Genomic DNA, 25,849 nt, shown 5'->3' with positions numbered 1-25,849 from the left:
TGTGAATTTGGCCCCAGCAACCTGTCCGGGGCCAAAAGCTTAGCCTTTCATCGAATCCCAAAAGCTTTTGACTGACTTAAAGAAGCTCGACCCTTGCGGGTTGTTGTCTTCGCTCAATTCGTCAAATTCTTTCAAGAGTTCGCGCTGGCGGGCGGTCAGTTTGACAGGTGTTTCCACTGCGAGTTCGATGAACATATCGCCTGATCCACCGCCGCGCAGTGCAGGCATACCCTTGCCACGCAAACGCATTTGGCGACCCGATTGGGACCCTTCGGGTACTTTTACCCGGCTGCGGCCACCGTCGATGGTTGGAACCTCGATCTCACCACCAAGAGCAGCAGTCGCCATGGATACAGGAACCCGACAGAACAGGTTGCTGGCCTCGCGTTCGAACAATGCGTGGTCGTTGACCTCGATAAAGATATAGAGATCACCTGTCGGTCCACCGCGCATGCCCGCTTCGCCTTCGCCAGCTAGGCGAATACGTGTGCCAGTTTCGACGCCAGCTGGGATGTTGACCGAAAGCGATTTTTCTTTCTCGGTGCGACCTTGGCCATGGCATGATTTGCATGGGTTCTTGATCGTCTGACCCATGCCTGAACATGTCGGGCATGTGCGTTCAACCGTAAAGAAACCCTGCTGCGCGCGGACCTTGCCCATGCCAGCACATGTTGGACATGTCTGAGGTTCAGACCCACCTTCGGCACCAGTACCGTTGCAGGCATCACAGCCAACAGCAGTTGGAACCGTGATCGTCTTTTTCAGTCCAGCATAGGCGTCTTCGAGGTTAATCCGCAGGTTATAGCGCAGGTCATTACCGCGTTGCGCGCCGCCACGTCGGGCACCGCCACCGCGTCCACCACCCATGAAATCGCCGAACAGATCGTCGAATACATCCGAGAATGCACTGCCAAAGTCGCCATGCCCACCGGGACGCTGGCCACCGCCACCCATGCCGTTTTCGAACGCAGCATGCCCATAACGGTCATAGGCGGCTTTCTTGTTGTCGTCCTTCAGAACTTCGTAGGCTTCGTTCGCTTCTTTGAACTTAGCTTCGGCTGTTGGATCGTCAGCATTGCGGTCTGGGTGTAGTTCTTTGGCCTTTTGGCGATAGGCCTTTTTGATGGCAGCAGCGTCAGCACCTTTGTTGATGCCAAGCACTTCATAATAGTCACGTTTTGCCATGATAAATCTTCCCCCTTGGGAACGGAAAGGACCGACCCGGTGCGGGCCGGTCCAATTTCCTGAACGGGCGCTAAATTATTCGCCGCGCTTGTTGTCATCCAGATCTTCGAAGTCGGCATCTACGATGTCGTCATCGGCTGCTGGTGCTTCAGGCTCTGCTTCACCGGCCTCTTCTTGAGAGGCTTTGTAGATGGCTTCACCCAGTTTCATGGCAGATTCAGTGACGTTCTGAATACCTGATGTGATCTTTTCAGCGCTGTCGCCTTCGAGATCGTCTTTCAGCGCAGCGATGGCCAGTTCGATTGCTTCGATCGTTGTTGGGTCAACCTTGTCTGCGTGCTCTTCCATCGACTTTTCAGTCGAGTGGATCAGGCTTTCAGCTTGGTTTTTCGCTTCGATAAGCTCTTTGCGGGCCTTATCGGCATCAGCGTTTTCTTCGGCGTCACGAACCATTGCTTCGATGTCCTCATCGGACAAGCCGCCGGACGCTTGGATCGTGATCTTTTGCTCTTTGCCAGTGCCTTTGTCTTTGGCGCCTACTTCAACGATACCGTTGGCGTCGATGTCAAAGGTCACTTCGATCTGAGGCAAGCCGCGTGGCGCTGGTGGGATCTCTTCGAGGTTGAATTGGCCCAACATTTTGTTGTCGGCAGCCATCTCGCGCTCACCTTGGAACACGCGCAGTGTCACAGCGTTTTGGTTATCTTCGGCAGTCGAGAACACCTGAGATTTTTTCGTTGGGATCGTTGTGTTGCGGTCGATCAAACGTGTGAACACGCCGCCCAGTGTTTCGATGCCCAGCGACAGTGGTGTTACGTCCAGCAGAACAACGTCTTTGACGTCGCCTTGCAGAACACCGGCCTGAATAGCAGCACCCATGGCAACAACTTCATCTGGGTTCACGCCCTGATGTGGTTCTTTGCCAAAAAATTTACCGACTTCTTCTTTCACGCGTGGCATACGGGTCATACCACCAACAAGAACAACCTCGTCGATGTCGCTAACGGACAGACCAGCATCTTTGATCGCGTCTTTACATGGTTTGATCGAGTTCTTGATCAGATCAGAAACCAGTGACTCCAGCTTTGCGCGGGTCAGTTTCATAACCATGTGAAGCGGCTGGCCGTTCGAACCCATAGAGATAAACGGCTGGTTGATTTCTGTGCTGGAAGAAGAAGACAGCTCGATCTTAGCTTTTTCAGCAGCTTCTTTCAGACGTTGCAGCGCCATCTTGTCTTGGGTCAGATCGACAGAGTGCTCTTTTTTGAACTCATCGGCGAGGTAAGTCACGATGCGCATGTCAAAGTCTTCACCGCCAAGGAATGTATCACCGTTGGTGGATTTTACTTCGAACAGACCGTCGTCGATTTCCAGGATGGTAACGTCGAATGTACCACCGCCAAGGTCATAAACAGCGATTGTCTTGGATTCTTTTTTATCAAGGCCATAGGCCAGCGCAGCGGCTGTTGGCTCGTTGATGATACGCAGAACTTCGAGGCCAGCGATTTTACCGGCGTCTTTTGTCGCCTGACGCTGCGCGTCGTTAAAGTATGCAGGCACCGTGATAACCGCTTGCGATACTTCTTCGCCAAGATAGCTCTCGGCGGTTTCTTTCATTTTGCCAAGGATGAACGCAGAGATTTGGCTTGGCGAATATTTTTCGCCTTTTGCTTCAACCCACGCGTCGCCGTTACCGCCGTTTACAACAGCGAAAGGCATGTTCTTTTTGTCTTTGGCCAGATCTGCGTCGTCGAACCGTCGACCGATGAGACGCTTTACAGCAAAGATCGTGTTTTCAGGGTTTGTCACAGCCTGACGTTTAGCAGGCTGGCCAACAAGGCGCTCTTCGTCGGTGAAAGCAACGATAGATGGTGTCGTGCGCGCACCTTCGGCGTTTTCGATTACGCGCGGTTTAGAGCCATCCATGATGGCGATACAAGAGTTGGTCGTTCCAAGGTCGATACCAATAACTTTGGCCATTTTTCAAATCCCTCTACTTTAGGCGGTTTGAGTAGCGCGAACCCGTTTCGGCACCCGCGCCAGTTACGTTCTGGTGTCTAGGGAAAACCCCTAAACAAATGATCTAGGCGTATATAGGGATGCGTAAACAGGGCTGCAAGCGCTCTGCGGCGACTCCTTAGGCAAAAAACCCGCATTTTTCCTATCTGAAAAGTTAATATGCACCTTTAGGCGTTAACGCCCAGCGCTCCAGCTTGCTGATACATGTTGCCGCGTAAAGAACATGCCCATCATGCCAAGCACTAAAAGCACGATCGAAACTTTCAGAGGATAGCTGATTGTGGTGAAATGTGGGTTATAGTGCAAAAAGACGAAACCCTTGTTTTGGTCGATGATATGAAACAATGGGTTCCAGTCAAATGTCGCGATCATGCTTGCCGGCAATGAGTTCACCAAGAACATCTTACCCGAAGCGATCATGTTAAGACGCCGGTAAAGTTGAGAAACGATTTTCATTGTCCGCGGAAACCAAGGTGTGATCGCCAGAAAAATGATGCCCACGCCCAGCCCGGAAAACCAAGCGAGAATGAGCATTCCCATAGCACCAATTGGATCGTGAATTGTGATCGGGTTTACTGCGCAATGATAGAAAGTTAGGATGATCGTGATAGCAAAGACCTGTTTGTAAAGCGCTGCGAGTGCCGCAGAACACATTGTGACAATTGGGTTCATGGGGGCGTATAGCATCATCGGAGCAAGTGCGCCGCCCGCCTTTTCCACGGATTTTACAGCCTGGACATGGGTGCGGAACAAGAAAACGCCCGCCATAATATAGAGCAGAAAGTCACCCCGAATTGGTGAACTTTTGATCCCGATGACCAGATACATCGCGAGAAAGACCACCACGAGCACCAAACTTTGTAGAATGGTAATGATCATTTCGATGACTGCGCTGCGGTGTCCGCCGCGAACACTGCGCACTGTGACATGATAAATCAATTCAAGGTTGCTAAAAAAGCTACCTGTCGTTGTGGCGTTTTGACGTGTCTGAAACATGTTACGCTTTCATTGCACCCGAACATTCAGCGCCATAGGCTTTACTGAGATCGGCTTGCTCACAATTGAATGACAATCCATAACTAGCATAACTTAACTTTTCAATAAACAGGACCAGCCTGATGGATTTTGAGAAACTTACCCAAGTAATGCGAGAGCTGGCCCTGTTGGCTGGCGACAAGATCATGGAGATCTACGCAGCAGACGACTTTGAGGTGCGCTCCAAAAGCGATGAGAGCCCTGTAACGGAGGCTGACGAAGCTGCTGATGCGATCATCAGCGCCGGTTTACGCGCTGCGTTCCCCGATGTTCCGTTGGTGACCGAGGAACAATCTGCTTCGCACACACAGTCGGTCAGTACGTTTCTGATCGTGGACCCGCTTGATGGCACGAAGGAGTTCATCAAACGCCGCGGTGAGTTCACAGTAAATATTGCATATGTTCAGGACGGTACTCCTGTGCGCGGTGTCGTTTACGCGCCGGCAAAGGGACGCCTGTTCTATACAGACGCGACCGGTGCGTCGGTCGAAGAGACAGGTGACTTTGCAAAAGATACTGTCGGAGAGACGACACCAATCAGTGTTTCAAATCCAGATAACAACGCATTGCTGGTTGTGGCGTCAAAATCTCATCGTGATGAGGCGACTGACGATTACATCAATAAATACAGTGTGCGCGATATGAAGAGCGCAGGATCCTCGCTTAAGTTTTGCCTTGTCGCTACGGGTGAAGCGGATATTTACCCTCGCCTTGGCCGGACAATGGAATGGGATACAGCCGCAGGTCATGCCGTTGTGAATGGCGCGGGTGGGCGCGTGCTGCGGTTTGATGATCACACGCCGCTGAAATACGGTAAGGCAGATTTCGCCAACCCATTCTTTATCGTGGCATCGCCTGAAGTGGTGCTGGAGAAGGGCTAATGTCAGTAATTATTGTTATTCCCGCGCGTTATGCCTCGACACGCTATCCGGGCAAGCCTTTGGTTGAATTGCGTGGTGCTGATGGACAGGCAAAGAGTTTGATCCGCAGATCATGGGATGCGGCGATGCAGGTGGAAGGCGTCGATCGCGTCGTTGTGGCAACTGATGACGATCGTATTGCTGACGCCGCGCGCGGATTTGGTGCTGAGGTTGTGATGACATCGGTTGATTGTCAGAACGGAACAGAACGTTGTGCCGAAGCCCTGCAAAACATTGACGGTGACTACGATATCGTTGTGAACCTACAGGGTGATGCACCTCTGACGCCTGCATGGTTCGTCGAGGATTTGATCGCGGGTCTGCGCGCCAACCCCCAAGCTGATGTGGCAACGCCTGTTCTGCAAACGGATGGCCGCGCACTGAACGGTTTTCTGGCGGATCGCCGTGCTGGGCGCGTCGGCGGAACGACTGCGGTCTTCGGGACCGACAATAATGCGCTGTATTTCTCAAAAGAGGTCATTCCTTACACAGGCAAGACATATGCGGACGAGGATGAAACACCTGTGTTTCACCATGTTGGAGTCTACGCATATCGCCCTACTGCGTTGGCGGCCTATCCGACTTGGAATTCGGGGCCGCTTGAACAGTTGGAAGGGCTGGAACAGCTGCGCTTTCTGGAACGCGGTACACCGATGCTCTGCGTTGAGGTGGACGGAAAGGGGCGCCAGTTCTGGGAATTGAACAATCCAGAAGATGTGCCGCTTATTGAGGCGATGTTAGCAGAGATGTCGCAATCATAAGTGCATGAGGAAGGGGGTAATGGATTAAATGACATTTCCCCCTTTAGACTGAACTTATTCGACAATACGCTTATTGATACAAAGTAAAAAAGGCGCGGCCATGAAAAGAAGAGTAACGAAAGCAATTTTTCCAGTAGCAGGGCTAGGGACGCGGTTTCTTCCGGCGACAAAGTCTGTTCCAAAAGAGATCATGACGCTCGTTGATCGTCCGCTCATTCAATATGCAATCGACGAAGCACGTGCCGCAGGTATCGAAGACTTCATCTTTGTGACCTCGCGCGGAAAGTCGGCTCTCGAAGATTACTTCGATCATTCGCCTGAATTGGACAACGCACTCAAGAAGGCAGGCAAGACCGAACTGCATAAGGTGCTGCGTTCAACGAATATGGATAGCGGTGCGATTGCCTATATTCGTCAGCACAAGGCCTTGGGGCTGGGGCATGCGGTGTCATGTGCGCGCAAGCTGGTCGGTGACGAACCATTTGCGGTGATTTTGCCGGACGATGTGATTGCTGCTGAAAAGCCATGTCTGCAACAGATGATCGAAGCCTACCAAGAGACAGGCGGTGCAATGGTCGCCGCGATGGAGGTAGCACCAGAAAAGACGTCTGCCTACGGCGTGCTTGATGTGCTGAAGAAAGATGGCCGTGTTTTGTCGGTCAAAGGGATGGTCGAAAAGCCGGCGCCAGGAACTTCCCCTTCAAACTATGCGGTGATTGGTCGTTACATTTTGACTCCACGCGTGATGCAGAACCTTGAAAACATCGAACACGGCGCAGGCGGTGAGTTGCAATTGACGGATGCGATCGCCTACGAGCTGACTACTGGCCGCGATATCTTTGGCTATGAGTTCGAGGGTAAACGTTTTGACTGCGGGTCAAAGGATGGGTTCCTACAGGCGACAGTTTCCTTTGCTTTGGATCGCCCCGAACTGCGTGGCGAACTGGCGAGCTTCCTCAAGGGGCTGGATCTTAGCGACACAAGCGCTGGTTAAAGATAGACTTGGGTGCGGTGATCGGTGAAGCTTGGCTAGACTACCGGATGCGCTGGAAACGGCGCCGGTATTTGTTTCGTATTTGGCGCAAGCGTCACGAAATCCAGTCCGCCGTTGACCGCACCAATTTGATCACCACGGGTGATATTCTAACGTTTTCGACAGTGCGCAACGAAATGCTGCGTTTGCCTTACTTTCTGGAATATTATCGGAAGATGGGCGTGCGGCATTTCTTGTTTGTCGATAACGATAGCGATGATGGCACGACCGAATATCTCAAGCAGCAACCAGATGTGTCGCTCTGGACAACGGGACACAGTTATAAGCTCTCGCGATTTGGGATGGATTGGCTGGGCTGGCTGCAATGGCAATACGGTCATGGCCACTGGTGTCTGACCGTCGACGCGGACGAGCTGCTGATCTATCCGCATCATGATACGCGCAATTTGTCGGAATTGACGGCTTATCTCGATTCCATCGGCCGGACCGCTTTGGGTGCGTTGATGTTAGATATGTACCCAAAGGGGGCGGTATCTGAGCTGGATTATCAACCGGGGCAGGATCCGACTAAACTGCTGACTTGGTTTGATCCCGATGGTTATCGCCACAAGATACATCCAATCTTTAGCAATCAATGGATTCAAGGTGGGGTCCGTGACCGCGTATTCTTTGGCGCTGAACCGCACCGTGCCCCGACATTGAATAAGACGCCACTGGTCAAGTGGAACTGGCGCAACGTTTATGTCACATCGACCCACCATATGTTACCGCGCCGAATGAACCGGGTCTTTGACTGGCCAGAACGCAATTTGCTGACGGGCGTCTTATTGCATACTAAGTTTCTCCAAGATATTTCGGATAGATCACAAGAAGAGCTAAACCGCGGTCAGCATTTTGAAAATAGTACGCTTTATGAAAGCTATTATCGAAGATTGATTGACGGTCTGGACTTGTGGGACGCGACCGCGGTTGAGTACACCGGATGGCAACAGCTCGAGAGGCTTGGTCTAATGTCTCAGGGTGATTGGAACGAGTAACCGCACTTGCGGGAGGAGCAAACGATTGGGAGCATGGACGTCATATCGCCTGCGGATGCGTCGGAAGCGATGGAAATATCGCGCGCGCCGCAAAGGTCGAGAATTGACAGTCGTTCGCAACCGTACTGCGCAAATTAATCCGAGCGATGTTTTGCTTTTTTGTACCTTCCGTAACGAAGATATGCGGCTGCCCTATTTCCTAAAATACTATCGTCAGTTGGGTATTAAGCACTTTATTCTGGTTGATAATGACAGCAGTGACGGTGGCGCGGACTACGCGGCAGAGCAACCCGATGTTTCACTGTGGACAACCAAAGGCGCATACGGTCAGTCACGGTTTGGGATCGATTGGCTTACCCATTTGCAGGATAAATACGCGCACGGACATTGGGCGCTGACGGTCGATGTGGACGAATTCTTTGTCTATCCGTTTTGCGATACGCGACCGATCAGGGCTTTGGCCGACTGGCTCGAGGCTTCAGATGTGCGGTCCTTTGGGACGATGATGCTCGACATGTATCCCAAAGGTCCGCTTTCCGAGGCGATTTATCGGCGCGGCGATGATCCATTTGAGCACGCCAACTGGTTTGATCCAGGGAATTACACGCTTGAGCGTAACGATCTCTATCGCAACCTGTGGATTCAGGGCGGGCCGCGAGCGCGAACATATTTTGCCGACAATCCGAAACAAGCGCCGGCACTGAACAAGATCCCCCTGGTCAAATGGGATCGCAGCTATGCCTATGTCAGTTCGACCCATATGCTTTTGCCACGCGGGCTAAACCTTGTTTACGGTCAAAACGGCGGTGAAAAATCTTCGGGCGTTCTGCTGCATGCAAAGTTTCTGAACCTCTTTGACGGCAGAGCGATAGAAGAAGCCGCCCGTGCTGAACACTATGCGCAGGGCCGCGAGTACAAGTCTTACGTCGAAGAAGAAAACCAAGATCGGGAAATCTGGTGCCAATGGAGCGAGCAGTACCTCAACTGGCGTCAGCTTGAGGCATTGGGACTGATGTCTAAGGGGAACTGGGCATGACCTTTGGTGTTGTCATGCTGGTTCACACGGCATTTCACCGCGCCCAAGAGGTCATTCGACACTGGGTTGCAGGTGGCTGCCCGGTTGTTGTGCATGTCGATAGCGAAGTCGAACAGGACGTCTATGATGCCTTTGTTCGGTCGATGTCTGACCTTGGAACTGTGCGGTTTTGTAGACGATACCGTTGCGAATGGGGCATGTGGGGACTCGTTGAGGCAACGCAAGAAGCATCAACACTTATGCTCAGAGAATTTCCCGATGTTAGCCATGTTTTCTTGGCGTCTGGCGCTTGCCTTCCGCTGCGTCCCATTTCAGAGCTGAATGCATTTTTACAGGCCCGCAAAGACACCGATTTTATCGAGAGCGCAACAACGGCGGATGTTCCGTGGACCGTTGGCGGGCTTGATCGCGAACGTTTTACACTGAGGTTCCCGTTCTCATGGAAAAAGCGGCGTAAACTGTTTGATCGATATGTTCGGATTCAACAACGGCTGGGTGTGCGGCGCCGGATACCTGCGGGGCTTGTCCCGCATATGGGGTCACAGTGGTGGTGCCTGACCCGTCAAACGCTGGCGGCGATCCTGAATGACCCGAACCGCGCCAAATATGACCGTTATTTTCGCCGCGTTTGGATCCCGGACGAGAGCTATTTTCAGACGCTCGCCCGGCTACATACGAAGACGATTCAAAGTCAGTCTCTCACGCTGTCAAAGTTTGATTTCCAAGGTAAGCCGCACATTTTCTATAATGATCATGCTGAAATTTTGCGTCGCTCGGAATGCTTTGTCGCGCGTAAAATTTGGCCGGATGCGGGGCTGTTGTATCGGGTGTTTCCGCGTGCGCCGGTGCTAGATACCTCAGAGGCGATCCCGCGTACGGGTACTGTCGATCGTATTTTTGCGCGCGCCTTGGAAAGACGTATGCGTGGCCGTCAGGGGCTTCAGATGCATAGTCGCTTTCCCAATTTGGAAAATGCAAACGGGATCGCGGCGGCGCCATTTTCGGTTTTGCAGGGATTTGACGAACTGTTCCCTGATTTTGAAAACTGGCTAGCGCTGCAAACCGGGGCCCAAGTGCACGGGCACCTTTACGCGCGGGATCGTGCCCACTTTGCAGGTGGGGTGCGATTGTTTCGGGGGGCGTTGTCGGATCATCCAAAACTAAGAGACTATAACGCGCAAAGCTTCTTGATGAACCTTGTGTGGAACGCGCGAGATACGCATCAATGTTTGATGTTTGGGCCGTCTGATACGCAAAAAATCCGCTGGTTGTTGGCACATGATACAAACGCACGTGTTTGGGTGATCTCGGGGGCGTGGTCGATTCCGCTGTTTCTGTCTGGCAAATCTGCTGGCGAAGTTAGGGCCGAGGCCGCGCGCCTGCAAAGGCGTGAGAACCGGCTTCTCAAAGCGCTCCGCGCACCGGACGCACACGCACGGATTCATATCGATACCTTGGCGAATTTTCTCGAAAATCCACGTGACGTGATGCAAATGGTGGTGGATGAAATTGCGGGGCATAGAGCCCAAGAGCTGGGTGAATTGCCCTCGATGGTGGATTTGTCAGGCTTGCCTGCCTTTCTCCAAGAATTGAAAAATCAGGGGATGCACCCATTCCTGACAGGTGAACTATCGGATGACATGCAGCGCCGTGCACATGTTTCAAACGCGCCCAGATCATATGTGGTCGATCCAAAATGAGTAAATTTGACTACTTTGTTATCTTGGCAGAAATGCGCACCGGGTCCAATTTCCTAGAGGCGAACTTGAACGCTGTTGACGGGCTGACCTGTCACGGAGAGGCGTTTAATCCTGCGTTTATTGGATATCCTAAGAACGACACGCTTCTTGGGATGACTTATGCACAACGGGAAACCGACCCAGAGGCGCTCATCGAGAAAATACGCGCGTCCGACGGATTGAATGGTTTTCGTCTGTTTCATGATCACGACCACAGGGCGTTAGATATTGTGCTGGCCGACCCGCGTTGTGCTAAGGTGATTTTGAACCGCAACCCGCTTGATAGCTACGTAAGTTGGAAGGCGGCGCGGGCGACTGGACAGTGGAAACTGACCAACGCAACACATTCGAAATTTACCGAAGTGCAATTTGACCAAGCAGAGTTCGAGACACAGCTGGAAATTTTGCAAAAATTTCAGCGTGACGTGCAGCACCGGCTACAGACCACCGGGCAGACTGGTTTTTATATCGGTTACGACGATCTACGCGATGTTGATGTGATGAATGGTTTGCTGCGGTTTATTGGGGCTGATGCCCGAATTGATAGTCTGGATAAAAAGCTGAAAAAGCAAAACCCGGAACCGCTTGAAAAACGGGTGCAGAATTTTTCAGAAATGCGAGAGGCCTTGCGCGATCTGGATCGGTTCGACCTATCACGCACGCCCAATTTTGAACCGCGCCGCGGACCGGCGATCCCGACCTATATTGCAGCGGATGGCGCTGGCCTGTTGTATATGCCCCTGCGTTCTGGTCCCGATTGGTCGGTAAAGCGTTTTCTTGGTGATCTAGAAGGGGTGCGGCCGCGCGCCCTGCAACGAAAATTTACTCAAAAAACGCTACGCCAGTGGCAAGCGTCTCGTGTTGGGCATCGGTCCTTTACGGTATTGCGGCATCCCGTGGCGCGTGCCCATGCCGCGTTCTGCGACTGTATCCTCAGCGACGGCGCTGGCAGTTTTCCCGGCATTCGGGCGAACCTGATAAAGGTGCATAAGCTGCGTATTCCTGATGGTATTGCGGATATTTCAGACCGTACCGGCTATGACGATACGCAGCACTACAAAGCGTTTTTGAGCTTTCTTCAGTTTCTCAAGAATAACCTGTCGGGCCAAACCTCTATTCGGGTTGATCCGGCTTGGGCGAGCCAGCTGACATTGTTGCAGGGCATGGCCGAATTTGGGTTCCCTGATGTCATTATGCGCGAGGAGCGTTTGGAAGTGGAACTGCATGCACTGGCAAGGCAGCGCGGTGTTCTGGATCCTCCGGCGATTCAACCGACCGCGCACGCGCATCATGACCGTCTCATCGCGATTTATGACGCCGAGATCGAAAAAGCCGCGCACGAAGCATACGCGCGCGACTACGAAGCCTTTGGTTTTGGCGCTTGGGCCTAGGCGGCTTGTGATGCCTGCGCTTCTGTCAGAATAGTATGAAGCGTGGCAGCATCGCTATTGGCGCGCAGCTTTTGGCATGTCCCAGTGTCACGCATCGTGCGCGACACCAAGGCAAGCGCCTTTAGATGGTCCACGCCAGCGGTCTCAGGTGCGATCAGGCAAAAGACCAGATCAACAGGCTGGCGGTCAACGGATTCAAAGTTGAGAGGCTTCTCCAAGCGCACAAAGATACCTTTGACGTCGTTTGCTGTTGCAAGACGCGCATGCGGTAGCGCAATGCCTAGGCCAACCCCAGTCGGCCCGAGGTTTTCGCGCTCGACCAATGCTTCGATCACCTCAGAAGCCTTGAGGCCATAGCTCGCCTCTGCCAGTTCCCCAAGGTCGTGGAACAGCCGTTTCTTACTGGTGCAAGATGCGATCGTTTTGACCGCATCTGGCTTTAGTATGTCTGCAACTTGCATCGGTCGCTTCTCTCACCAAATTTGCCGGGCTTAACCCTGCGTTTTTGGGTCAATCCAGCCAATATTTCCGTCGTCGCGCTGATAGACGACATTTATTCCGTTGTGCTTTTCATTACGGAACACCAGCACCGGAGCACTCGCGAGTTCCATCTGCATAACCGCTTCGCCGACTGACAGTGACGGAATTTTCGTTTCCATCTCTGCCACGATCATGGCGTTTACGGTTTCTGGCTCTGCCTCGTCTGACTCATCATTTGGTGCGAGGATATATGACCCAGCATCGGAAAGTTCAACAGGCTGCGATCTATCAGCGTGGTGATCTTTCAACCGTCGCTTGTAACGCCGAAGCTGCTTGTCCATCTTTTCAGCGCTACTATCAAAGGCTGCGTATATTTCTGTCGCTTTGCCAGTCGCTTGCGCGGTTAGCCCCGTGGACAGGTGAACAACGGCTTCGCAAACATATTCGTGAGCAGATTTAGAGAACACAACGTAAGCTTCGGTTGGGCGACCGGCATATTTTCCTAAAATATCGGACAGCTCGGTTTTCACATGCGTTTGCAACGCTTCACCAATGTCGATCTGCTTACCGCTGATTTGATACCGCATCGTTTCTCCTATCTTATGGTTGCTAACACGCAGAACACCGCCAAGCGGGATGCTCCTGAACGCGTGTCTAGTTTACGGAAAACGATAACACCCCAATAGTTTCTATCTTATTCCCAAGGGCCAGCGAAAAAGCCGGCAACTGAGCGGGAAAAGGAGTTGGGTCAGTCATCAACCCTAGTTGGCGACGAAAAAACTGCGTTGTCAATATTGCAGTGCAGATTGGTGAGAAAGAATCAGTTTACGCGAAAGCTGTCACCCAAGTACACGCGACGGACGTTTTCGTCTGCGATGACTTCGGCGGTGGTTCCGTTCATCAAAACAGTGCCATCGTGCAAAATATATGCGCGATCGACGATCTGTAGCGTTTCCTGCACGTTGTGATCGGTGATCAACACACCGATCCCGCGGTTTTTTAGGTCTGCGACGAGGTGACGGATTTCACCAACAGCAATAGGATCGACCCCGGCAAAGGGTTCGTCCAAGAGAACATATTTTGGCCCAGCAGCCAGGCATCGCGCGATTTCAACGCGCCGCCGTTCACCACCTGAAAGTGCCATCGCGGACGCGCGTCGCAGATGTTCAATCGAAAACTCTGACAACAGTTCTTCGAGGCGTTCCAATCGCCGATGTCGGCTTTTCACAGCGATTTCGAGAATCGACATAATGTTGTCTTCGACGTTCATACCGCGAAAAATCGACATCTCTTGCGGGAGGTATCCAATACCGAGTTGCGCGCGACGGTACATTGGCAGCGTGGTAACTTCGCGTCCATCAATGATGACTTTGCCGCCTTCGGGTGTGACCAGACCGGCAATCGAATAAAAACAAGTTGTCTTGCCGGACCCATTGGGGCCAAGCAGCGCGACGACCTCTCCTCGGCCAAGGTCAATGGATACGTCGCGAATGACGGGACGCTTGCGATAGCTCTTGCGCAAATTGACGATGTGCAGGCCAATATCGGAATGAAGCGTCGATCCATCCATTAGTTTTGGCCCTGCTGCAGAACGGTGCGCACCCGGCCCTCCATTGTGGCAGAGCCAGTTGTCACGTTGATCGACATGGATTGGGCGGAAATCGCGCTCGCACCTTGGGTGAGCAGGACATCCCCCGCAAGCGTCAAGAGGCCAGAGCTGATGTCATATGTCGCGCTTTGCGCTTCGGCGGCTTCGTTAGCGGTGACAAATGTCACGCCACCAGACGCCAAAAGTCGCGTGATGTTGTTGTCTTGGGCGGCGTAGATCACCTCAACCTCGCCAGCGGTGAGACGCAGGTCGCCTTGGCCGATGATGACATTCCCAACAAAGGTCGCTTTTCCGCTGTCCTGATCCACCGATAGGCTATCTGAAACGACCTCAATCGCGGCAGAGGTATCGACCGTCATGCCGCCAAGGTTGATGTTGGTTTGCGCTGTGGCAAACCCCGCAATGCAAATCGCAATAACGGTCAAAATAGCTGGGCGTCTAATCACTTTGCGAAATCCTTTGCTGATGCACGCATCATTCTTGCGGTTTGTATATCAGTTTCACACCATTCGTGAATAGCATCTGCTGTCCGCTACGGTCAGCAGAAACAAGAAACGTAACTTGCCCCGCGGTCAATTCACCAAAGGGTGCGTGGATTTCAAGCAACCCATCAGAGGTTACTGTTCCGCTGTCCAGTTCCGCGATCAACCCGTTGGTTTCCATCTGATACCCGGTCGAAGTCTCTACGCGGACAAGACCCGTAAATGCAGCGGTCTTATCGGCGCCATTCAGTGCGCCTTTGGTCGCGGCGATATTGATTTGGCTGCCATTTGGATTGTCCATTTGCATACGGATATCGTCGATATCGACCGTATGCGGATCAATTGTATTTGGATGTGCACCAGCGGCCGAAATCGCGAGGGTCGCGCCAGCGTCGGTGACGCCGGAAAATCTTGGCTTGGAAAGTCTTTGTTCGCGCGCGATTTCGGCAACTTTGGTCAGGTCAATGGACGTCGATTGCCCTGGATTGCGCGCGAAAAGAAATAATGTCGACAAAAGCGCAAGGGCACAGAGCGGCAGAAGAACCTTCGCCAGACCTACGATCTGTGAATAAAGGTTATCCTTGCCGCCCATATTCAAACGACCCCGGCGCGCAAACAGTCGTGGATGTGCAGAATGCCAAGCACCTTGTTGTTTTGGGCTTCATCGGTTGCAAAGACGCAGGTAATTTTACGGTTGTTCATGAGCGCCAATGCCTCGGCAGCGAGCATGTTAGGAGAGACGATTGTGGGTGTTCTCGTCATGACTTCGCCCGCGGTGCGGTCAAGCAGGCCGGACATATGCCGCCGCAAATCACCGTCCGTCACAATCCCAATGAGCGATCGTTCCTCATCGGTTACTGCGACGACGCCAAAACCTTTTTGGCTGATCGTTAACAGGGTATCTGTCATCGGAGTGGATGCAGAAACTGTCGGAACCTCGTTCTCGCTATGCATCAGATCTGCCACGCGCGCCAATTGCGCGCCCAGTTTGCCGCCGGGGTGGAATTCGCGAAAGTTTTCAGGGGTAAACTTGCGGAACTCCATCAGCGCGACAGCCAGCGCATCGCCCAAAGCTAACGTCATCGTCGTAGAAGAGGTGGGAACCACGCCGTATCCGCATGCTTCGCCCGTTTGCGGCAGAACGATTTTGACGTCCGCCTGTTGCAACAGCGAACTATCAGGTCGGCTGGCGACGCCGATCATCGGAATACCAAATCGGCGCGTGTAGTTGACCAGATCGACCAACTCGGGCGTTTCACCGGAATTGGACAGGACCAAAACAACATCGCCAGAAGTCATCATACCCAGATCGCCGTGGCTGGCCTCGGCGGGGTGAACAAAATGCGCAGGCGTGCCTGTGCTGGCAAAGGTGGCCGCGATTTTACGCGCGATATGTCCGGATTTGCCCATTCCGGACAGGATTACACGTCCCTTGACTTGCAAGAGCAGGTCAACCGCGGCGGAAAAACCGTCGCCCAAACTGTCAGCCAGTTGGGTTAATGCGGCTGCCTCTTCGGTGATGACCCGCCGCCCAGTTTGTAGAATTTTATCCGCGTCAGACATCAGTGAGAGAAAATGTCGGTTTCGGGCCAGCCAGCCAGATCAAGTTTTGCGCGGGTCGGAAGAAAATCAAAACATGATTGTGCGATTTCAGTCCGCCCTTCACGCTCCAAAATGACGTCAAACGCTGATTTGAGCTGATGAAGATAAAGAACATCAGAGGCGGCGTAGTTTAGCTGCGCTTCGGTTAGGGTTTCTGCGCCCCAGTCGCTTTGCTGCTGATGCTTTGAAATGTCGACGCCAACCATGTCTTGCAAAAGCGTTTTGAGCCCGTGACGATCCGTAAAGGTCCGGACGAGTTTGGACGCAATCTTGGTGCAATAAACTGGTGCAGTCAGCGCCCCAAAGGTGTTGTAAAGCGCGGCGATGTCGAAACGGCCAAAGTGAAACAGCTTGAGCACATCCGGGTTCTCGAGCATCGCGCATAGGTTTGGTGCCTCGGTCTGCCCTTTGGACACTTGGACGAGGTGGCAGTTCCCGTCTCCGCCCGACATTTGGATCAGGCATAGCCGATCCCGATGCGGATTTAGCCCCATTGTTTCGCAGTCGATCGCGACAATCGGACCAAGATCCAGCCCATCCGGCAGGTCGTTCTGATAGAGGTGGTTAGCCATGCGCCGTTCCTTTGAAATTCGTTGTCTATCAAATACGGTGTGGCTGCTGTTTCCTCAAGTCTACTGTACGAATTGCGTCGCAGGGGCGGCAATTTGCAAAGGGCTTTTTGCGTGAATTTCTAGCCAGGCGCGGAATTCGGATGGTGGCATCGGTTTTGCGTATCCATATCCTTGGCCAATTGCACATCCGCGGTCGTTCAGATGTTTGGCTTGGGCGTCTTCTTCGATACCTTCGGCGACGACTGTTAACCCTAGCTCGCTTGCGAGTGCTAGGATCGCGCGAACCACACTGTCTGCTGCGGAATCGGGCAAAGGTGCAACCAAGGAACGGTCCAATTTGATGCCATCTAGCGGCAATTGCGTCAGTTTCGAAAGCGAAGCATAGCCTGTGCCAAAGTCATCAAGCTCAAGCCCAATGCCGCACTCAGCGAGGCTGTCGATGTTGATCGCGGCCATATCATCGGCACCATTGATTAGGGTGGTTTCCAGGACTTCGATGTTCACCTGATCGACACCCAGACCCGATCGCTGAAGTTCTAGCAAGAAGCGCTCGATCAGGTAGGGGTCAGAAATGGTGTCGGGCGCCGCGTTTAGCGAAATGCATGGATGCCAAAGGCTTTCTTTTTGCCACAGGTCGGCATGCGCCATCGCGCTGCGCCAGATCGTGTGGTCCATTTCGATAATCAACCCAGCCCGTTCAGCGGCAGGAATAAAGCGATCTGGGGTAAGTAACCCGCGGGTGGGGTGACGCCAGCGGGCTAACACCTCTACCCCATGCAAACACCCGTCTGAAAGGCGAATTTGGGGCTGGAACCACGGCTCGATCTCGCCCTTCTTGATTGCGTCGCTAAGCTCCAGTTGCAACATGCGCAGGTTTTCAACATCGTCCCGCAATGATTGCGTAAACTGCTGGGTACTGTTTTCCCCGCCGTTTTTCGCGATTTGCAATGCGATGGCAGCGTTCGCGATCACTGCCATCGGATCAGAGGTGTTGGTTTCGAATTCGAGGAACCCGATGCTGATGTTGATCGGCACACGGCGTCCTTTGATATCGAAAGGTTCGCTAATCGACGCGCGGACACGTGAAATGAGCTCTTCGGATGGTTCATCCGAAACAATAACGTATTCATCACCGCCAACACGCGCAGCGATATGATCTTCGTCGATGCAGCTATCTAAGGTGTTGGCGACAGCAACAAGCAACGCATCGCCAAAGTCATGCCCGGCAGAATCGTTAATAGATTTGAAGTTATCAATACCGATGAACAATACCGAAAGAGTGCGGATTTTTTTGCGCCCGCATAGGTTCTCTAAATATGCTGTAAGGCTCGCGCGGTTGGGTAGGCCGGTTAACGGGTCTCGACGCGCTTGCTGTGCTAATTCGCGGTTCATCACACGGAGTTGCGTGCGCGACTCGCGTAATTTCTGGGCTTGCTGTTGCAGTTGTCGGATCGTTGTTTGAACGGCCATATGGGTTGGGAAAAAGACGAAGACCGCCTCTGCCAATAGAGTTGCTGCGGAAACGATCAGCATCGTTCGCTCCCACCATGAAAGGCGCTGCGCTTCTGCGTGGGCTTGTTTCTCTAACAAAGTCGCGGCTTGGGTCAGGCCATCGCGCAACCCTTGATTATCGTAGATATCATTCAACTGCTCGACCAAAGAGGCGTGCAGGTTTTTTGGGGCGTCTTCGAGCGCAATCGCGGTATCTATGAAGTCGCGTACGAGCGTATCTATCGAATTGGCGGTATTAAAGTAGTGCAGCCACTGTTCGGGTGATCGCAATTCGCTAGAGGTGGACAGCGTGTAGTCTTTTTCAAATTGTCCAATCGCTTTGTTCATTGGGGCAAAATCAACTTGGTCGCTGACAATATACTGTTCAGCGAGCAATATCACCTCATGCGCATGCATAATCTGCGATTGTGATATCCGAATGCCAGCGGCAGTGATTGCCTGCCGCTCTACAATGGTGCGGTTGATATATTGCGTTGCCGCAAGCAGGCAAAGAATGGTGAGCAACGCAAAGCATGAATGCATCCACAACCGTTCTGGTCGATTGAGACGAAACATGTTTTTAGCACGCGATGCGAATAGCCGTATGAGCTTCATTGACGAATCCTAGACTGTAACCTGACACAAATTGGACTCGATTGTTTAAGGTAACGTTAGGTGCGATCGGATTTCTTATTAAGTCTTCGTTAACCAATTCTGCGCCATCTTCGGCTCCGTGGTTTGGGTAGAAATGAGATAATCCGCTTGTCTAGGTTTGGCGCGTGCGCGCGAAGTATCATGATGTCTGCAATGCTGGTCTTGCAGGGGTGCGGCGTCGTCTATGTTTCATCGGACGTTGACCTAAACGACCCTGACGTTACTGTGCGGCGGTTGACTCACGACACGGTTCGCGTTGCCAATGCACATAGCTATGTGCCCCAAGCGCTGCCGATAAATGCTTCACCCAATACATCTGCTGTGTTGCCACATGTCGATATATCACTTCCATTGAATGAAGAAGTTGGCGCGCGCCCATTGGGTTCGAAGCTGCCGACAAACCGTGATCCGGGGCCCTATGTGATCGGCATCGGTGATGTGATTTCGTTGGAAACGCGGATGCCTGCGGGCCGCAGTGACCGGATCACTGGGGGGCAGAACCAAAAACAAACCTATACGGTGCAAGATAATGGGGCGATTGCGATTCCGGTGGTTGGGCATGTGTCGTTGGCAGGGATGACGCTTGCGCAGGCCGAGGCGCAGTTGTTCCAAAGCTTTGTCAGTGCGCAAGTCGACCCGACCTTTAGTCTGGATATTGCAGAGTTCAATTCAGCCCGTGTCGTCGTAGGTGGTGCTGTCGCGACGCCTGCTGTCGTTCCTGTCACCTTGATGCCGTTGCACTTGGACGAGGTCATTGCGCGCGCAGGCGGCATTACGGCTGAGGTTCCTGATCAAACCATCATACGGATCTATCGGGATCAGAGCTTGTATCATTTCTCGTGGGCCGAGGTACTGAATGATCCAGCACTGCAAAAATTGCGGTTGCTGCCGCGTGATAGCATCTTTGTCGATGCGGGGATGACGTTGGATCAGGCGCAGCGTTTCTTTGAAAACCAAGTGGCAGCGATGCATTTGCGGCAGCAGTCAAAGGTGCAGGCCCTTACCGCATTGAACGCTGAGTTCGAATTACAGCGTGCCGCGTTTCAGGGACGTTTGCAGGCTGATGCGGTTCCGCGTGATTATGTGTATCGCGCGGGCGAGGTGACTAATCCGGGTCGCTTTGCGCTTCCGTTCGAGCGGCGGGCGACGCTTGCAGATGTGTTGTTTGCAGATGGCGGTTACACACAGCACACGGCTAATCCATCGCATATCTATATTTTGCGCGCCGCCGCAGATGGTGATGTCACCGCTTGGCAGCTGGATGCCCGCAACGCAGCCACGCTGGTTTTGGCAACGCGGATGCTGATGATCCCGAATGATATCGTCTTTATCGCTGAGCAACCTGTCACACGCTGGCACCGGGTGGTGCAGCAGATGGTGCCGTCACTGATCACGAGCGGCGCGGGTCTGGCCTCAAATTAGAGATCATATCGCTTGCGAATGCGGTCCACCTTGGTCCCGTCGCTGAGTGGGATGTCAATTAGGCGGTCGTAGTCGCGAAATCCGAGGCCCGTGTAGTACCGTAGGCCTGCAACATTATCCGCGCGGATGGTCGCATCAATAGCAACTGCGCCTGCAGCGCGCGCCGCTTCTTGGGTGGCGGAAAATAGCTGCTGCCCGATGCCTTTCCCCGCCGCGTTGGGGGCGACAAAACTAGCGATGATGCCCCAATCCGAGGGCACTGGCGCGTCTTCATCCGTCGCCCAACCTAACCATTGAAATCCACGGACTTGATCAGATTCTTCGGCGACTTGGCAGCTAATCAGGTTGGGGCACGCGATGTAGTGCGCCAGCATTTTCGCTTGATCAAATGGGGTTTCATGCGCAGTCGATCCGCCAATGCCAATGATTTCATTGAGCAGCGCGGTCATGTCGGGGGCGTCTGTATTTCTCGCAGGGCGAATAATCATACGGCGTCCATCAATTGCTTGCAAAGGCGTGTGTAATCGTCGCGGACTTCCATCGGGGGGCGCAAGCGAATGTTTAGCTTTTCAGTGAGCGCTGTGTCCTGTTTGCCAAAGAACTTATTCGCCTCATCCTCAGAAAAGCCAGCAATTTGCACCGCCTCAAGCCAAGCTGATAGTTTATCTGCTTTCTTGATTTGACGTTTGATTTTCACTGGTATCTGGGCGGGCAGACCAAATCGGATATGGATGGCGGCCGTCAACCTAGCATCGAGCGCCTCGTAATCGGGGCCAACTGCGGCCTTTACAGGGCTAATCATGTCGCCAATCACATATTCCGGCGCGTCATGAAGCAAAGCGGCAAGTTGCCATTTCACTGCGGCGTTAGGTTGTTGCAGTTTGAAAATCTCGGTCACCAACAGCGAGTGTTCAGCGACGGAATAAGCAAAATCCCCGCGCGTCTGACCATTCCAACGCGCAACAAAAGCGAGACCATGTGCGATATCTTCGATCTCGATGTCCACTGGGGTTGGGTCTAGCAGGTCAAGTCTGCGCCCCGACAGCATGCGTTGCCACGCGCGTGGTTGTTTCATGATTCAGCCAACATATCGTTTGGAAAACGCATCATGTAGCGGCGCAGGGCCGCAGATCTGATCACGTTTTTAAAGGTGAGCTTGCGAATGTAACTTGCCGAAATATCGCGGCTCGAAGGGATGCTTATCTCGGCGTGTTCTGGCAGGTGACGGGCGAGGAACGCCCTGAGCGCAATCGCAAACCGTGGCGGCAAGAGGTGTTGCGGATCACGCCAAGGTTTATGCGGGCCAATAAAATGCGTGATCATGATGGGTTGCATAACTTCGTAGTAGGTAGACCGAATGGGCTGCTGCCAATTCCATACAGGGCTGAGTTCAGCCCAATCACCGTGCAATATACAGTTGATCAATTCCTGATCGTGTTGGCGCAACTTGTCATTATGTTCCCGGCCATAGGCGATGCAGCGTTCCAAGACTTCTTGTTCAACATACGCCGCTGTATCCATGAGGATGACGCCACTATTAAAGTATTTGGTTTGTGAAAGGCCAACGTTTGCAAAGTCTGGCATTTGTTTGTTGGGCTTCGTCCATTGGTAATTGTCGCGCACGGCGGCAATACTGTGCCCGCTCAGATCAAGGTCGAAGAGCGCCGAGAAGTCCCCGCAGTGCACATGGATGTCAGCGTCCAAATAGAGGACGCGCTTGTATTCGGTCCCGAATATATTCGGCAGCGCAAGCCGATGATAGACCGCCTCGGTTCGGCGCGCGTCCAGATATAAACCCTCGAAAAGTCCGTCCGTGTGCAGCGTGCAAAGCCGAATTTCTAGGTGTTCAAGCGAAGAGGGGATTTCGGTGCCCTGTGGGGCGCAAATCACAATGTCAAAATTGCGCGACACAACGGTGTTCGCGATCTGCTGCGCCGCAAAAAGCGCGTAGGGCAGATAATTGTCGTCGACGCAGAAGACAACTGCGGATGAATTTTTAGCAGTTGTGTCTGACGCAAAAAGTGACTTCATGGTTCGGCGACCTAAATCTGTTTGGTTAGGTATGCTGTAAATACGAGCATGTTTGTTGTCGCAAGGCTTTTGCGGTGCTATGGGTCCCCCAACCTTCCTAGGAGAATGAATGATGTCGCAAGACTACGTTGTAAAAGATATCGACCTTGCCGCGTTTGGTCGTAAGGAACTGGATATCGCGGAAACTGAAATGCCGGGCCTGATGGCGCTGCGCGCAGAATACGGCGACAGCAAGCCGCTTGCTGGTTCGCGGATTGTCGGCTCGTTGCATATGACGATCCAGACCGCAGTTCTGATCGAGACTTTGGTTGCGCTGGGCGCTGATGTGCGCTGGGCTTCGTGCAACATCTTTTCGACCCAAGACCACGCGGCCGCGGCCATTGCTGCAGGTGGTACGCCGGTCTTTGCGATCAAGGGTCAATCGCTGGAAGAGCATTGGGATTATCTTGACCGTTCCTTCCAGTTCCCAGAAGGCGCGAACATGATCCTTGATGATGGCGGCGACGCGACGCTTTACGTTCTGCTGGGTGCACGTGCCGAAGCTGGCGAAGATGTGCTGGGCGTACCTACCTCGGAAGAGGAAGAGGTCATCTTTAACCAGATCAAAAAACGGATGGTTGCGTCTCCTGGTTGGTTCACGAAAACACGTGACGCAATCAAAGGTGTCTCTGAAGAAACAACAACAGGTGTTCACCGCCTTTATGATCTGCACAAGAAGGGCCAGCTGCCTTTCCCTGCCATCAACGTGAACGACTCGGTCACCAAATCGAAGTTCGACAACAAATACGGCTGTAAGGAATCGCTGGTCGACGGTATCCGTCGCGCAACTGACACCATGTTGGCTGGTAAAGTTGCTGTCGTTTGTGGTTATGGGGATGTTGGTAAAGGCTCTGCCGCGTCATTGGCCGGTGCCGGTGCACGCGTCAAAGTTACCGAAGTCGATCCGATCTGTGCGCTTCAGGCGGCAATGGACGGTTTCGAAGTTGTTGTGCTTGAGGATGTTGTCGACAGCGCTGACGTCTTTATCACAACCACCGGCAACAAAGACGTCATCCGCATTGAGCATATGCGTGAAATGAAAGACATGGCGATCGTTGGGAACATCGGTCACTTTGACAATGAAATTCAGGTTGCCGCGCTCAAGAACCACAAGTGGACCAACATCAAAGATCAAGTTGATATGATCGAGATGCCTTCTGGCAGCCGTCTTATCCTGCTGTCCGAAGGTCGTTTGCTGAACCTTGGTAACGCGACGGGCCACCCATCCTTTGTGATGTCAGCGTCGTTCACGAACCAAGTTCTCGCGCAGATCGAAATCTGGACAAAAGGCGAAGAATATGCGCCGGGCGTCTTTATCCTGCCGAAACATCTGGACGAAAAAGTTGCTCGTCTGCACCTGGACCGGATCGGTGTGAAACTGACCGAGCTCAAGAAAGAGCAGGCTGACTATATCGGTGTGACTGTTGAGGGCCCGTTCAAACCAGAACACTACCGCTACTAAATTTGATGCGGCACAATATTCGACAGGCGAAAGCTCGAAGTGCCGCAAAAGATCAAAAGAAACGCAGCCGCCCGTGGTTTCGCATGGCGGCTGCGTTTTTGTTTCTGGCGCTTGTTGGGGGTGGTGGGTTTCAATTACTTACGCATCCGCAGACGCCGCTGCCGTCTGCGTGGAACCCAACGATTCCGCTTCGTATTGCAGACCCAGTGACACCGCTGACAGGATGGAAGCTATCGCGCGCAGCGCAGGACCCTGTTGCGTGTCTGGTGGCCTTGGATGGTTTTGCGGATGTGACGCCGCAACAAAATCGCGAGGTCAGCGAAAACTGCCACATTCGTAACCGCGTGGAACTATCCGGGGTGGGTCAGGCCCGGTTACGCGCGATTGAAACACGCTGCCCGATTGCACTGCGGCTCGCCATGTGGGAACAGCACAGCTTGCAGCCCGCCGCGCAAGATCTGCTAGGGACTTCGGTTGCGGAAATCTTGCATATTGGCAGTTACAATTGCCGGGCAATGCGGACGGGTTCCGCAGATGATCCACCGAGGATGAGCACCCACGCCACGGCTGATGCCATTGATATCAGTGGTTTCACATTTGCGGATGGGCGCCGGGTGAGCCTGCTAAATCATTGGGACGATAATATGCCAGAGGCTGCGTTTTTGCGACAGGCCCGCGATGGTGCCTGTCGGTTCTTTAAATTGACCCTTTCGCCGGACTACAACACGCTGCATGCAGATCACTTTCACCTGCAATCGGTGGGCTGGGGGCTGTGTCGGTAAGCAGCGAAACATTGCCGCTTGCGGGCTTTTTTCTTTACGAGTTGTGATCTGCCCCTTTAACGTGCAGGCAACGCCGCAAAGTAATGTGGTGTGAATACGTAAATAAACCAACACCGGGGACAATCTCATGGGTAAAAGAGACGATCTGATCGCAAAATACGCGGATGACCTGAAAAGCAAATGCGGCATCACGCCTGACATGGATCTGCTAACCAAAGTGACAATCGGTTGCGGACCCGCAATTTATAACGCGGATGCCTCTACTGTTGCATCCAGCCAACCAGACGAGATTGCGACCGTAAAAAACAACTTTCTGATCAAGAAACTTGGCCTCAAAGACAGCGCCGAATTGGATAGCGCAATTGACTCTGTCATGGAGACATACGGCAAATCAGAGCGCAACAAATACCGCGCGGTTGTGTATTACATGCTGACCAAGCATTTCGGCAAAGAGTCGATTTACGGCTAATTTCTGAAAAGCTGATTTGGAAACGCCCGCATATCAAGCGGGCGTTTTGCATTTTAGATAAATGCGCATTTGAATTCATTTGGTATTTTCGACGTAATCGGTCACTGTCCTAAACAGGATCAGTAGGTCCGGACCTAAAGAATTCATATGCGTGCGGTGGCTTAGGTGCACGCGGGGTGAAAAGAGGGTTCGGATTCTATCCGGGCCCTCTTTTTAGAATAACCCGAGAACGAGCCCGATTATGCCGCAGCCGAAAGTCGCGTAGCCACCGTCAATCAAGGTCAGATTGAATGGGCGACCACTATAGGCGTTATTGATCATGATCCATGGGCTGATAAAGAAAAGGCCGATCCCAATCCCAGAAATCAATCCCTTGCCAGTGGTTTCAATCCCCGACAGCGCAAAGGTATGGCGCATCATGCCGGCCACCAAAATCATTGCTATGCCGGATAGGATAAAGGGCAGAGGTGACCCATCCCCTTCGGGTTTTCCTTCTGGGGTCATTTTGATCCCAGCGGCCTTCATCCATGGTTTGGCCAGCGTCATGTACCAAAGCGCGCCAAAGGCAAAACCAGCCACGGCGGCGACAATTACAGCGATGAAATCCATGTGAACCTCCCTCTTTTACGGGAAGTAT

26 protein-coding genes are annotated in these 25,849 nt (G+C 52.9%); 11 read left to right on the top strand and 15 right to left on the bottom strand.

Annotation, left to right across the window (positions count from 1 at the left end; all coding sequences use genetic code 11):
- Nucleotides 1-39: 39 nt before the first annotated feature.
- The 3 genes from dnaJ to TW80_RS11385 form a co-directional block, all read right to left on the bottom strand.
- Entirely contained in the window at nucleotides 40-1,185 is a 1,146-nt protein-coding gene (dnaJ, locus tag TW80_RS11395; RefSeq protein WP_045997506.1) for a molecular chaperone DnaJ, read from the bottom strand.
- Between the two features lie 75 nt (nucleotides 1,186-1,260).
- Entirely contained in the window at nucleotides 1,261-3,165 is a 1,905-nt protein-coding gene (dnaK, locus tag TW80_RS11390; protein ID WP_045997505.1) for a molecular chaperone DnaK, read from the bottom strand.
- Between the two features lie 213 nt (nucleotides 3,166-3,378).
- On the bottom strand, nucleotides 3,379-4,200 hold the full coding sequence (locus tag TW80_RS11385) for an ABC transporter permease (protein WP_045997504.1): 822 nt from the start codon (nucleotides 4,198-4,200) through the stop codon (nucleotides 3,379-3,381).
- A 122-nt stretch (nucleotides 4,201-4,322) separates the two neighbouring features.
- Between TW80_RS11385 and cysQ the strand changes: the two genes are divergently transcribed.
- From cysQ to TW80_RS11350, 7 genes are all read left to right on the top strand, one after another.
- Nucleotides 4,323-5,120: a 3'(2'),5'-bisphosphate nucleotidase CysQ gene (cysQ, locus tag TW80_RS11380; RefSeq protein ID WP_045997503.1), complete on the top strand. Its 798-nt coding sequence runs from the start codon at nucleotides 4,323-4,325 to the stop codon at nucleotides 5,118-5,120.
- Nucleotides 5,120-5,920, top strand: coding sequence for a 3-deoxy-manno-octulosonate cytidylyltransferase (gene kdsB / locus TW80_RS11375; protein ID WP_045997502.1), 801 nt, complete (start codon nucleotides 5,120-5,122; stop codon nucleotides 5,918-5,920). The genes cysQ and kdsB overlap by 1 nt, the downstream gene beginning before the upstream one ends.
- A 100-nt stretch (nucleotides 5,921-6,020) precedes the next feature.
- Entirely contained in the window at nucleotides 6,021-6,914 is an 894-nt protein-coding gene (galU, locus tag TW80_RS11370) for a UTP--glucose-1-phosphate uridylyltransferase GalU (RefSeq protein WP_045997501.1), read from the top strand.
- A gap of 47 nt (nucleotides 6,915-6,961) precedes the next feature.
- The gene (locus tag TW80_RS11365) at nucleotides 6,962-7,951 is read left to right on the top strand and encodes a glycosyltransferase family 2 protein (RefSeq protein ID WP_045997661.1); all 990 of its coding nucleotides are present in this window, start codon (nucleotides 6,962-6,964) and stop codon (nucleotides 7,949-7,951) included.
- A gap of 25 nt (nucleotides 7,952-7,976) precedes the next feature.
- On the top strand, nucleotides 7,977-8,987 hold the full coding sequence (locus tag TW80_RS11360; protein WP_239450534.1) for a glycosyltransferase family 2 protein: 1,011 nt from the start codon (nucleotides 7,977-7,979) through the stop codon (nucleotides 8,985-8,987).
- Nucleotides 8,984-10,687, top strand: coding sequence for a DUF5927 domain-containing protein (locus TW80_RS11355; protein ID WP_045997500.1), 1,704 nt, complete (start codon nucleotides 8,984-8,986; stop codon nucleotides 10,685-10,687). Before TW80_RS11360 ends, TW80_RS11355 begins: the two co-directional genes overlap by 4 nt.
- Complete coding sequence (locus tag TW80_RS11350) at nucleotides 10,684-12,117, top strand: sulfotransferase family 2 domain-containing protein (protein WP_045997499.1); 1,434 nt, start codon at nucleotides 10,684-10,686, stop codon at nucleotides 12,115-12,117. Before TW80_RS11355 ends, TW80_RS11350 begins: the two co-directional genes overlap by 4 nt.
- Here TW80_RS11350 and TW80_RS11345 read toward each other — a convergent pair.
- The 8 genes from TW80_RS11345 to TW80_RS11310 form a co-directional block, all read right to left on the bottom strand.
- The gene (locus TW80_RS11345; RefSeq protein ID WP_045997498.1) at nucleotides 12,114-12,578 is read right to left on the bottom strand and encodes a PTS sugar transporter subunit IIA; all 465 of its coding nucleotides are present in this window, start codon (nucleotides 12,576-12,578) and stop codon (nucleotides 12,114-12,116) included. The two genes, TW80_RS11350 and TW80_RS11345, sit on opposite strands and share 4 nt — an antisense overlap.
- Before the next feature lie 30 nt (nucleotides 12,579-12,608).
- Nucleotides 12,609-13,184: a ribosome hibernation-promoting factor, HPF/YfiA family gene (gene hpf, locus TW80_RS11340; protein WP_045997497.1), complete on the bottom strand. Its 576-nt coding sequence runs from the start codon at nucleotides 13,182-13,184 to the stop codon at nucleotides 12,609-12,611.
- 233 nt (nucleotides 13,185-13,417) lie between these two features.
- A complete protein-coding gene (gene lptB, locus TW80_RS11335; protein WP_045997496.1) occupies nucleotides 13,418-14,167 on the bottom strand; it encodes an LPS export ABC transporter ATP-binding protein in 750 nt (249 codons plus the stop codon).
- Nucleotides 14,167-14,652: an LptA/OstA family protein gene (locus tag TW80_RS11330; protein WP_045997495.1), complete on the bottom strand. Its 486-nt coding sequence runs from the start codon at nucleotides 14,650-14,652 to the stop codon at nucleotides 14,167-14,169. Before TW80_RS11330 ends, lptB begins: the two co-directional genes overlap by 1 nt.
- A 28-nt stretch (nucleotides 14,653-14,680) precedes the next feature.
- Nucleotides 14,681-15,280: an LPS export ABC transporter periplasmic protein LptC gene (gene lptC / locus TW80_RS11325; protein ID WP_045997494.1), complete on the bottom strand. Its 600-nt coding sequence runs from the start codon at nucleotides 15,278-15,280 to the stop codon at nucleotides 14,681-14,683.
- A gap of 2 nt (nucleotides 15,281-15,282) precedes the next feature.
- Nucleotides 15,283-16,251 (bottom strand): KpsF/GutQ family sugar-phosphate isomerase, encoded by a 969-nt coding sequence (locus TW80_RS11320; RefSeq protein ID WP_045997493.1) that lies wholly within the window; start codon nucleotides 16,249-16,251, stop codon nucleotides 15,283-15,285.
- The gene (locus TW80_RS11315) at nucleotides 16,251-16,862 is read right to left on the bottom strand and encodes a ribonuclease D (protein WP_045997492.1); all 612 of its coding nucleotides are present in this window, start codon (nucleotides 16,860-16,862) and stop codon (nucleotides 16,251-16,253) included. The genes TW80_RS11320 and TW80_RS11315 overlap by 1 nt, the downstream gene beginning before the upstream one ends.
- 60 nt (nucleotides 16,863-16,922) lie before the next feature.
- Nucleotides 16,923-18,968, bottom strand: a complete 2,046-nt coding sequence (locus tag TW80_RS11310) for a putative bifunctional diguanylate cyclase/phosphodiesterase (protein ID WP_045997491.1) — start codon at nucleotides 18,966-18,968, stop codon at nucleotides 16,923-16,925.
- A 180-nt stretch (nucleotides 18,969-19,148) separates the two neighbouring features.
- Here TW80_RS11310 and TW80_RS11305 point away from each other — a divergent pair, with 180 nt between their 5' ends.
- Nucleotides 19,149-20,429 (top strand): polysaccharide biosynthesis/export family protein, encoded by a 1,281-nt coding sequence (locus TW80_RS11305; protein ID WP_084625766.1) that lies wholly within the window; start codon nucleotides 19,149-19,151, stop codon nucleotides 20,427-20,429.
- On the opposite strand, the gene TW80_RS11300 is transcribed toward TW80_RS11305, so the two are convergent.
- From TW80_RS11300 to TW80_RS11290, 3 genes are read right to left on the bottom strand one after another with little or no spacing between them, the layout of a single operon-like run.
- Nucleotides 20,426-20,917 carry a GNAT family N-acetyltransferase gene (locus TW80_RS11300; RefSeq protein WP_045997490.1) on the bottom strand — a complete coding sequence of 164 codons (492 nt, stop codon included), beginning with the start codon at nucleotides 20,915-20,917 and terminating at the stop codon, nucleotides 20,426-20,428. The two genes, TW80_RS11305 and TW80_RS11300, sit on opposite strands and share 4 nt — an antisense overlap.
- A complete protein-coding gene (locus tag TW80_RS11295) occupies nucleotides 20,914-21,504 on the bottom strand; it encodes a YfbR-like 5'-deoxynucleotidase (RefSeq protein WP_045997489.1) in 591 nt (196 codons plus the stop codon). The genes TW80_RS11300 and TW80_RS11295 overlap by 4 nt, the downstream gene beginning before the upstream one ends.
- Nucleotides 21,501-22,460 carry a glycosyltransferase family 8 protein gene (locus TW80_RS11290; RefSeq protein ID WP_045997488.1) on the bottom strand — a complete coding sequence of 320 codons (960 nt, stop codon included), beginning with the start codon at nucleotides 22,458-22,460 and terminating at the stop codon, nucleotides 21,501-21,503. Before TW80_RS11290 ends, TW80_RS11295 begins: the two co-directional genes overlap by 4 nt.
- Before the next feature lie 112 nt (nucleotides 22,461-22,572).
- On the opposite strand from TW80_RS11290, the gene ahcY reads away from it, so the two are divergent.
- The 3 genes from ahcY to TW80_RS11275 all read left to right on the top strand — a co-directional run bounded on the left by ahcY (nucleotide 22,573) and on the right by TW80_RS11275 (nucleotide 25,212).
- Nucleotides 22,573-23,961, top strand: a complete 1,389-nt coding sequence (gene ahcY, locus TW80_RS11285; protein WP_045997658.1) for an adenosylhomocysteinase — start codon at nucleotides 22,573-22,575, stop codon at nucleotides 23,959-23,961.
- Nucleotides 23,962-24,044: 83 nt separating this feature from the next.
- Nucleotides 24,045-24,743, top strand: coding sequence for an extensin-like domain-containing protein (locus tag TW80_RS11280; RefSeq protein WP_239450533.1), 699 nt, complete (start codon nucleotides 24,045-24,047; stop codon nucleotides 24,741-24,743).
- Nucleotides 24,744-24,870: 127 nt separating this feature from the next.
- Complete coding sequence (locus tag TW80_RS11275) at nucleotides 24,871-25,212, top strand: DUF2853 family protein (protein ID WP_045997487.1); 342 nt, start codon at nucleotides 24,871-24,873, stop codon at nucleotides 25,210-25,212.
- 213 nt (nucleotides 25,213-25,425) lie between these two features.
- Here TW80_RS11275 and TW80_RS11270 read toward each other — a convergent pair whose 3' ends face one another.
- Entirely contained in the window at nucleotides 25,426-25,821 is a 396-nt protein-coding gene (locus tag TW80_RS11270) for a DUF1761 domain-containing protein (RefSeq protein ID WP_045997486.1), read from the bottom strand.
- Nucleotides 25,822-25,849: the final 28 nt, after the last annotated feature.

The sequence above is a fragment of the Loktanella sp. S4079 genome, from assembly GCF_000967725.1.
Classification (GTDB): Bacteria; Pseudomonadota; Alphaproteobacteria; order Rhodobacterales; family Rhodobacteraceae; genus Yoonia.
This window is presented reverse-complemented; position numbering and strand designations above follow the sequence as displayed.

Excerpts from the sequence above, each read along its gene's own strand:
- dnaJ (WP_045997506.1), bottom strand. The coding sequence starts at position 1,185 with ATGGCAAAACGTGACTATTATGAAGTGCTTGGCATCAACAAAGGTGCT.
- TW80_RS11365 (WP_045997661.1), top strand. The coding sequence starts at position 6,962 with ATGCGCTGGAAACGGCGCCGGTATTTGTTTCGTATTTGGCGCAAGCGT.
- ahcY (WP_045997658.1), top strand. The coding sequence starts at position 22,573 with ATGTCGCAAGACTACGTTGTAAAAGATATCGACCTTGCCGCGTTTGGT.
- TW80_RS11310 (WP_045997491.1), bottom strand. The coding sequence starts at position 18,968 with ATGAAGCTCATACGGCTATTCGCATCGCGTGCTAAAAACATGTTTCGT.
- TW80_RS11385 (WP_045997504.1), bottom strand. The coding sequence starts at position 4,200 with ATGTTTCAGACACGTCAAAACGCCACAACGACAGGTAGCTTTTTTAGC.
- TW80_RS11280 (WP_239450533.1), top strand. The coding sequence starts at position 24,045 with ATGGCGGCTGCGTTTTTGTTTCTGGCGCTTGTTGGGGGTGGTGGGTTT.
- TW80_RS11315 (WP_045997492.1), bottom strand. The coding sequence starts at position 16,862 with ATGGCTAACCACCTCTATCAGAACGACCTGCCGGATGGGCTGGATCTT.
- lptB (WP_045997496.1), bottom strand. The coding sequence starts at position 14,167 with ATGGATGGATCGACGCTTCATTCCGATATTGGCCTGCACATCGTCAAT.
- TW80_RS11270 (WP_045997486.1), bottom strand. The coding sequence starts at position 25,821 with ATGGATTTCATCGCTGTAATTGTCGCCGCCGTGGCTGGTTTTGCCTTT.
- TW80_RS11290 (WP_045997488.1), bottom strand. The coding sequence starts at position 22,460 with ATGAAGTCACTTTTTGCGTCAGACACAACTGCTAAAAATTCATCCGCA.
- lptC (WP_045997494.1), bottom strand. The coding sequence starts at position 15,280 with ATGGGCGGCAAGGATAACCTTTATTCACAGATCGTAGGTCTGGCGAAG.
- TW80_RS11295 (WP_045997489.1), bottom strand. The coding sequence starts at position 21,504 with ATGAAACAACCACGCGCGTGGCAACGCATGCTGTCGGGGCGCAGACTT.
- TW80_RS11345 (WP_045997498.1), bottom strand. The coding sequence starts at position 12,578 with ATGCAAGTTGCAGACATACTAAAGCCAGATGCGGTCAAAACGATCGCA.
- TW80_RS11355 (WP_045997500.1), top strand. The coding sequence starts at position 8,984 with ATGACCTTTGGTGTTGTCATGCTGGTTCACACGGCATTTCACCGCGCC.
- TW80_RS11305 (WP_084625766.1), top strand. The coding sequence starts at position 19,149 with ATGATGTCTGCAATGCTGGTCTTGCAGGGGTGCGGCGTCGTCTATGTT.
- TW80_RS11300 (WP_045997490.1), bottom strand. The coding sequence starts at position 20,917 with ATGATTATTCGCCCTGCGAGAAATACAGACGCCCCCGACATGACCGCG.
- kdsB (WP_045997502.1), top strand. The coding sequence starts at position 5,120 with ATGTCAGTAATTATTGTTATTCCCGCGCGTTATGCCTCGACACGCTAT.
- galU (WP_045997501.1), top strand. The coding sequence starts at position 6,021 with ATGAAAAGAAGAGTAACGAAAGCAATTTTTCCAGTAGCAGGGCTAGGG.
- TW80_RS11275 (WP_045997487.1), top strand. The coding sequence starts at position 24,871 with ATGGGTAAAAGAGACGATCTGATCGCAAAATACGCGGATGACCTGAAA.
- cysQ (WP_045997503.1), top strand. The coding sequence starts at position 4,323 with ATGGATTTTGAGAAACTTACCCAAGTAATGCGAGAGCTGGCCCTGTTG.
- dnaK (WP_045997505.1), bottom strand. The coding sequence starts at position 3,165 with ATGGCCAAAGTTATTGGTATCGACCTTGGAACGACCAACTCTTGTATC.
- hpf (WP_045997497.1), bottom strand. The coding sequence starts at position 13,184 with ATGCGGTATCAAATCAGCGGTAAGCAGATCGACATTGGTGAAGCGTTG.
- TW80_RS11350 (WP_045997499.1), top strand. The coding sequence starts at position 10,684 with ATGAGTAAATTTGACTACTTTGTTATCTTGGCAGAAATGCGCACCGGG.
- TW80_RS11320 (WP_045997493.1), bottom strand. The coding sequence starts at position 16,251 with ATGTCTGACGCGGATAAAATTCTACAAACTGGGCGGCGGGTCATCACC.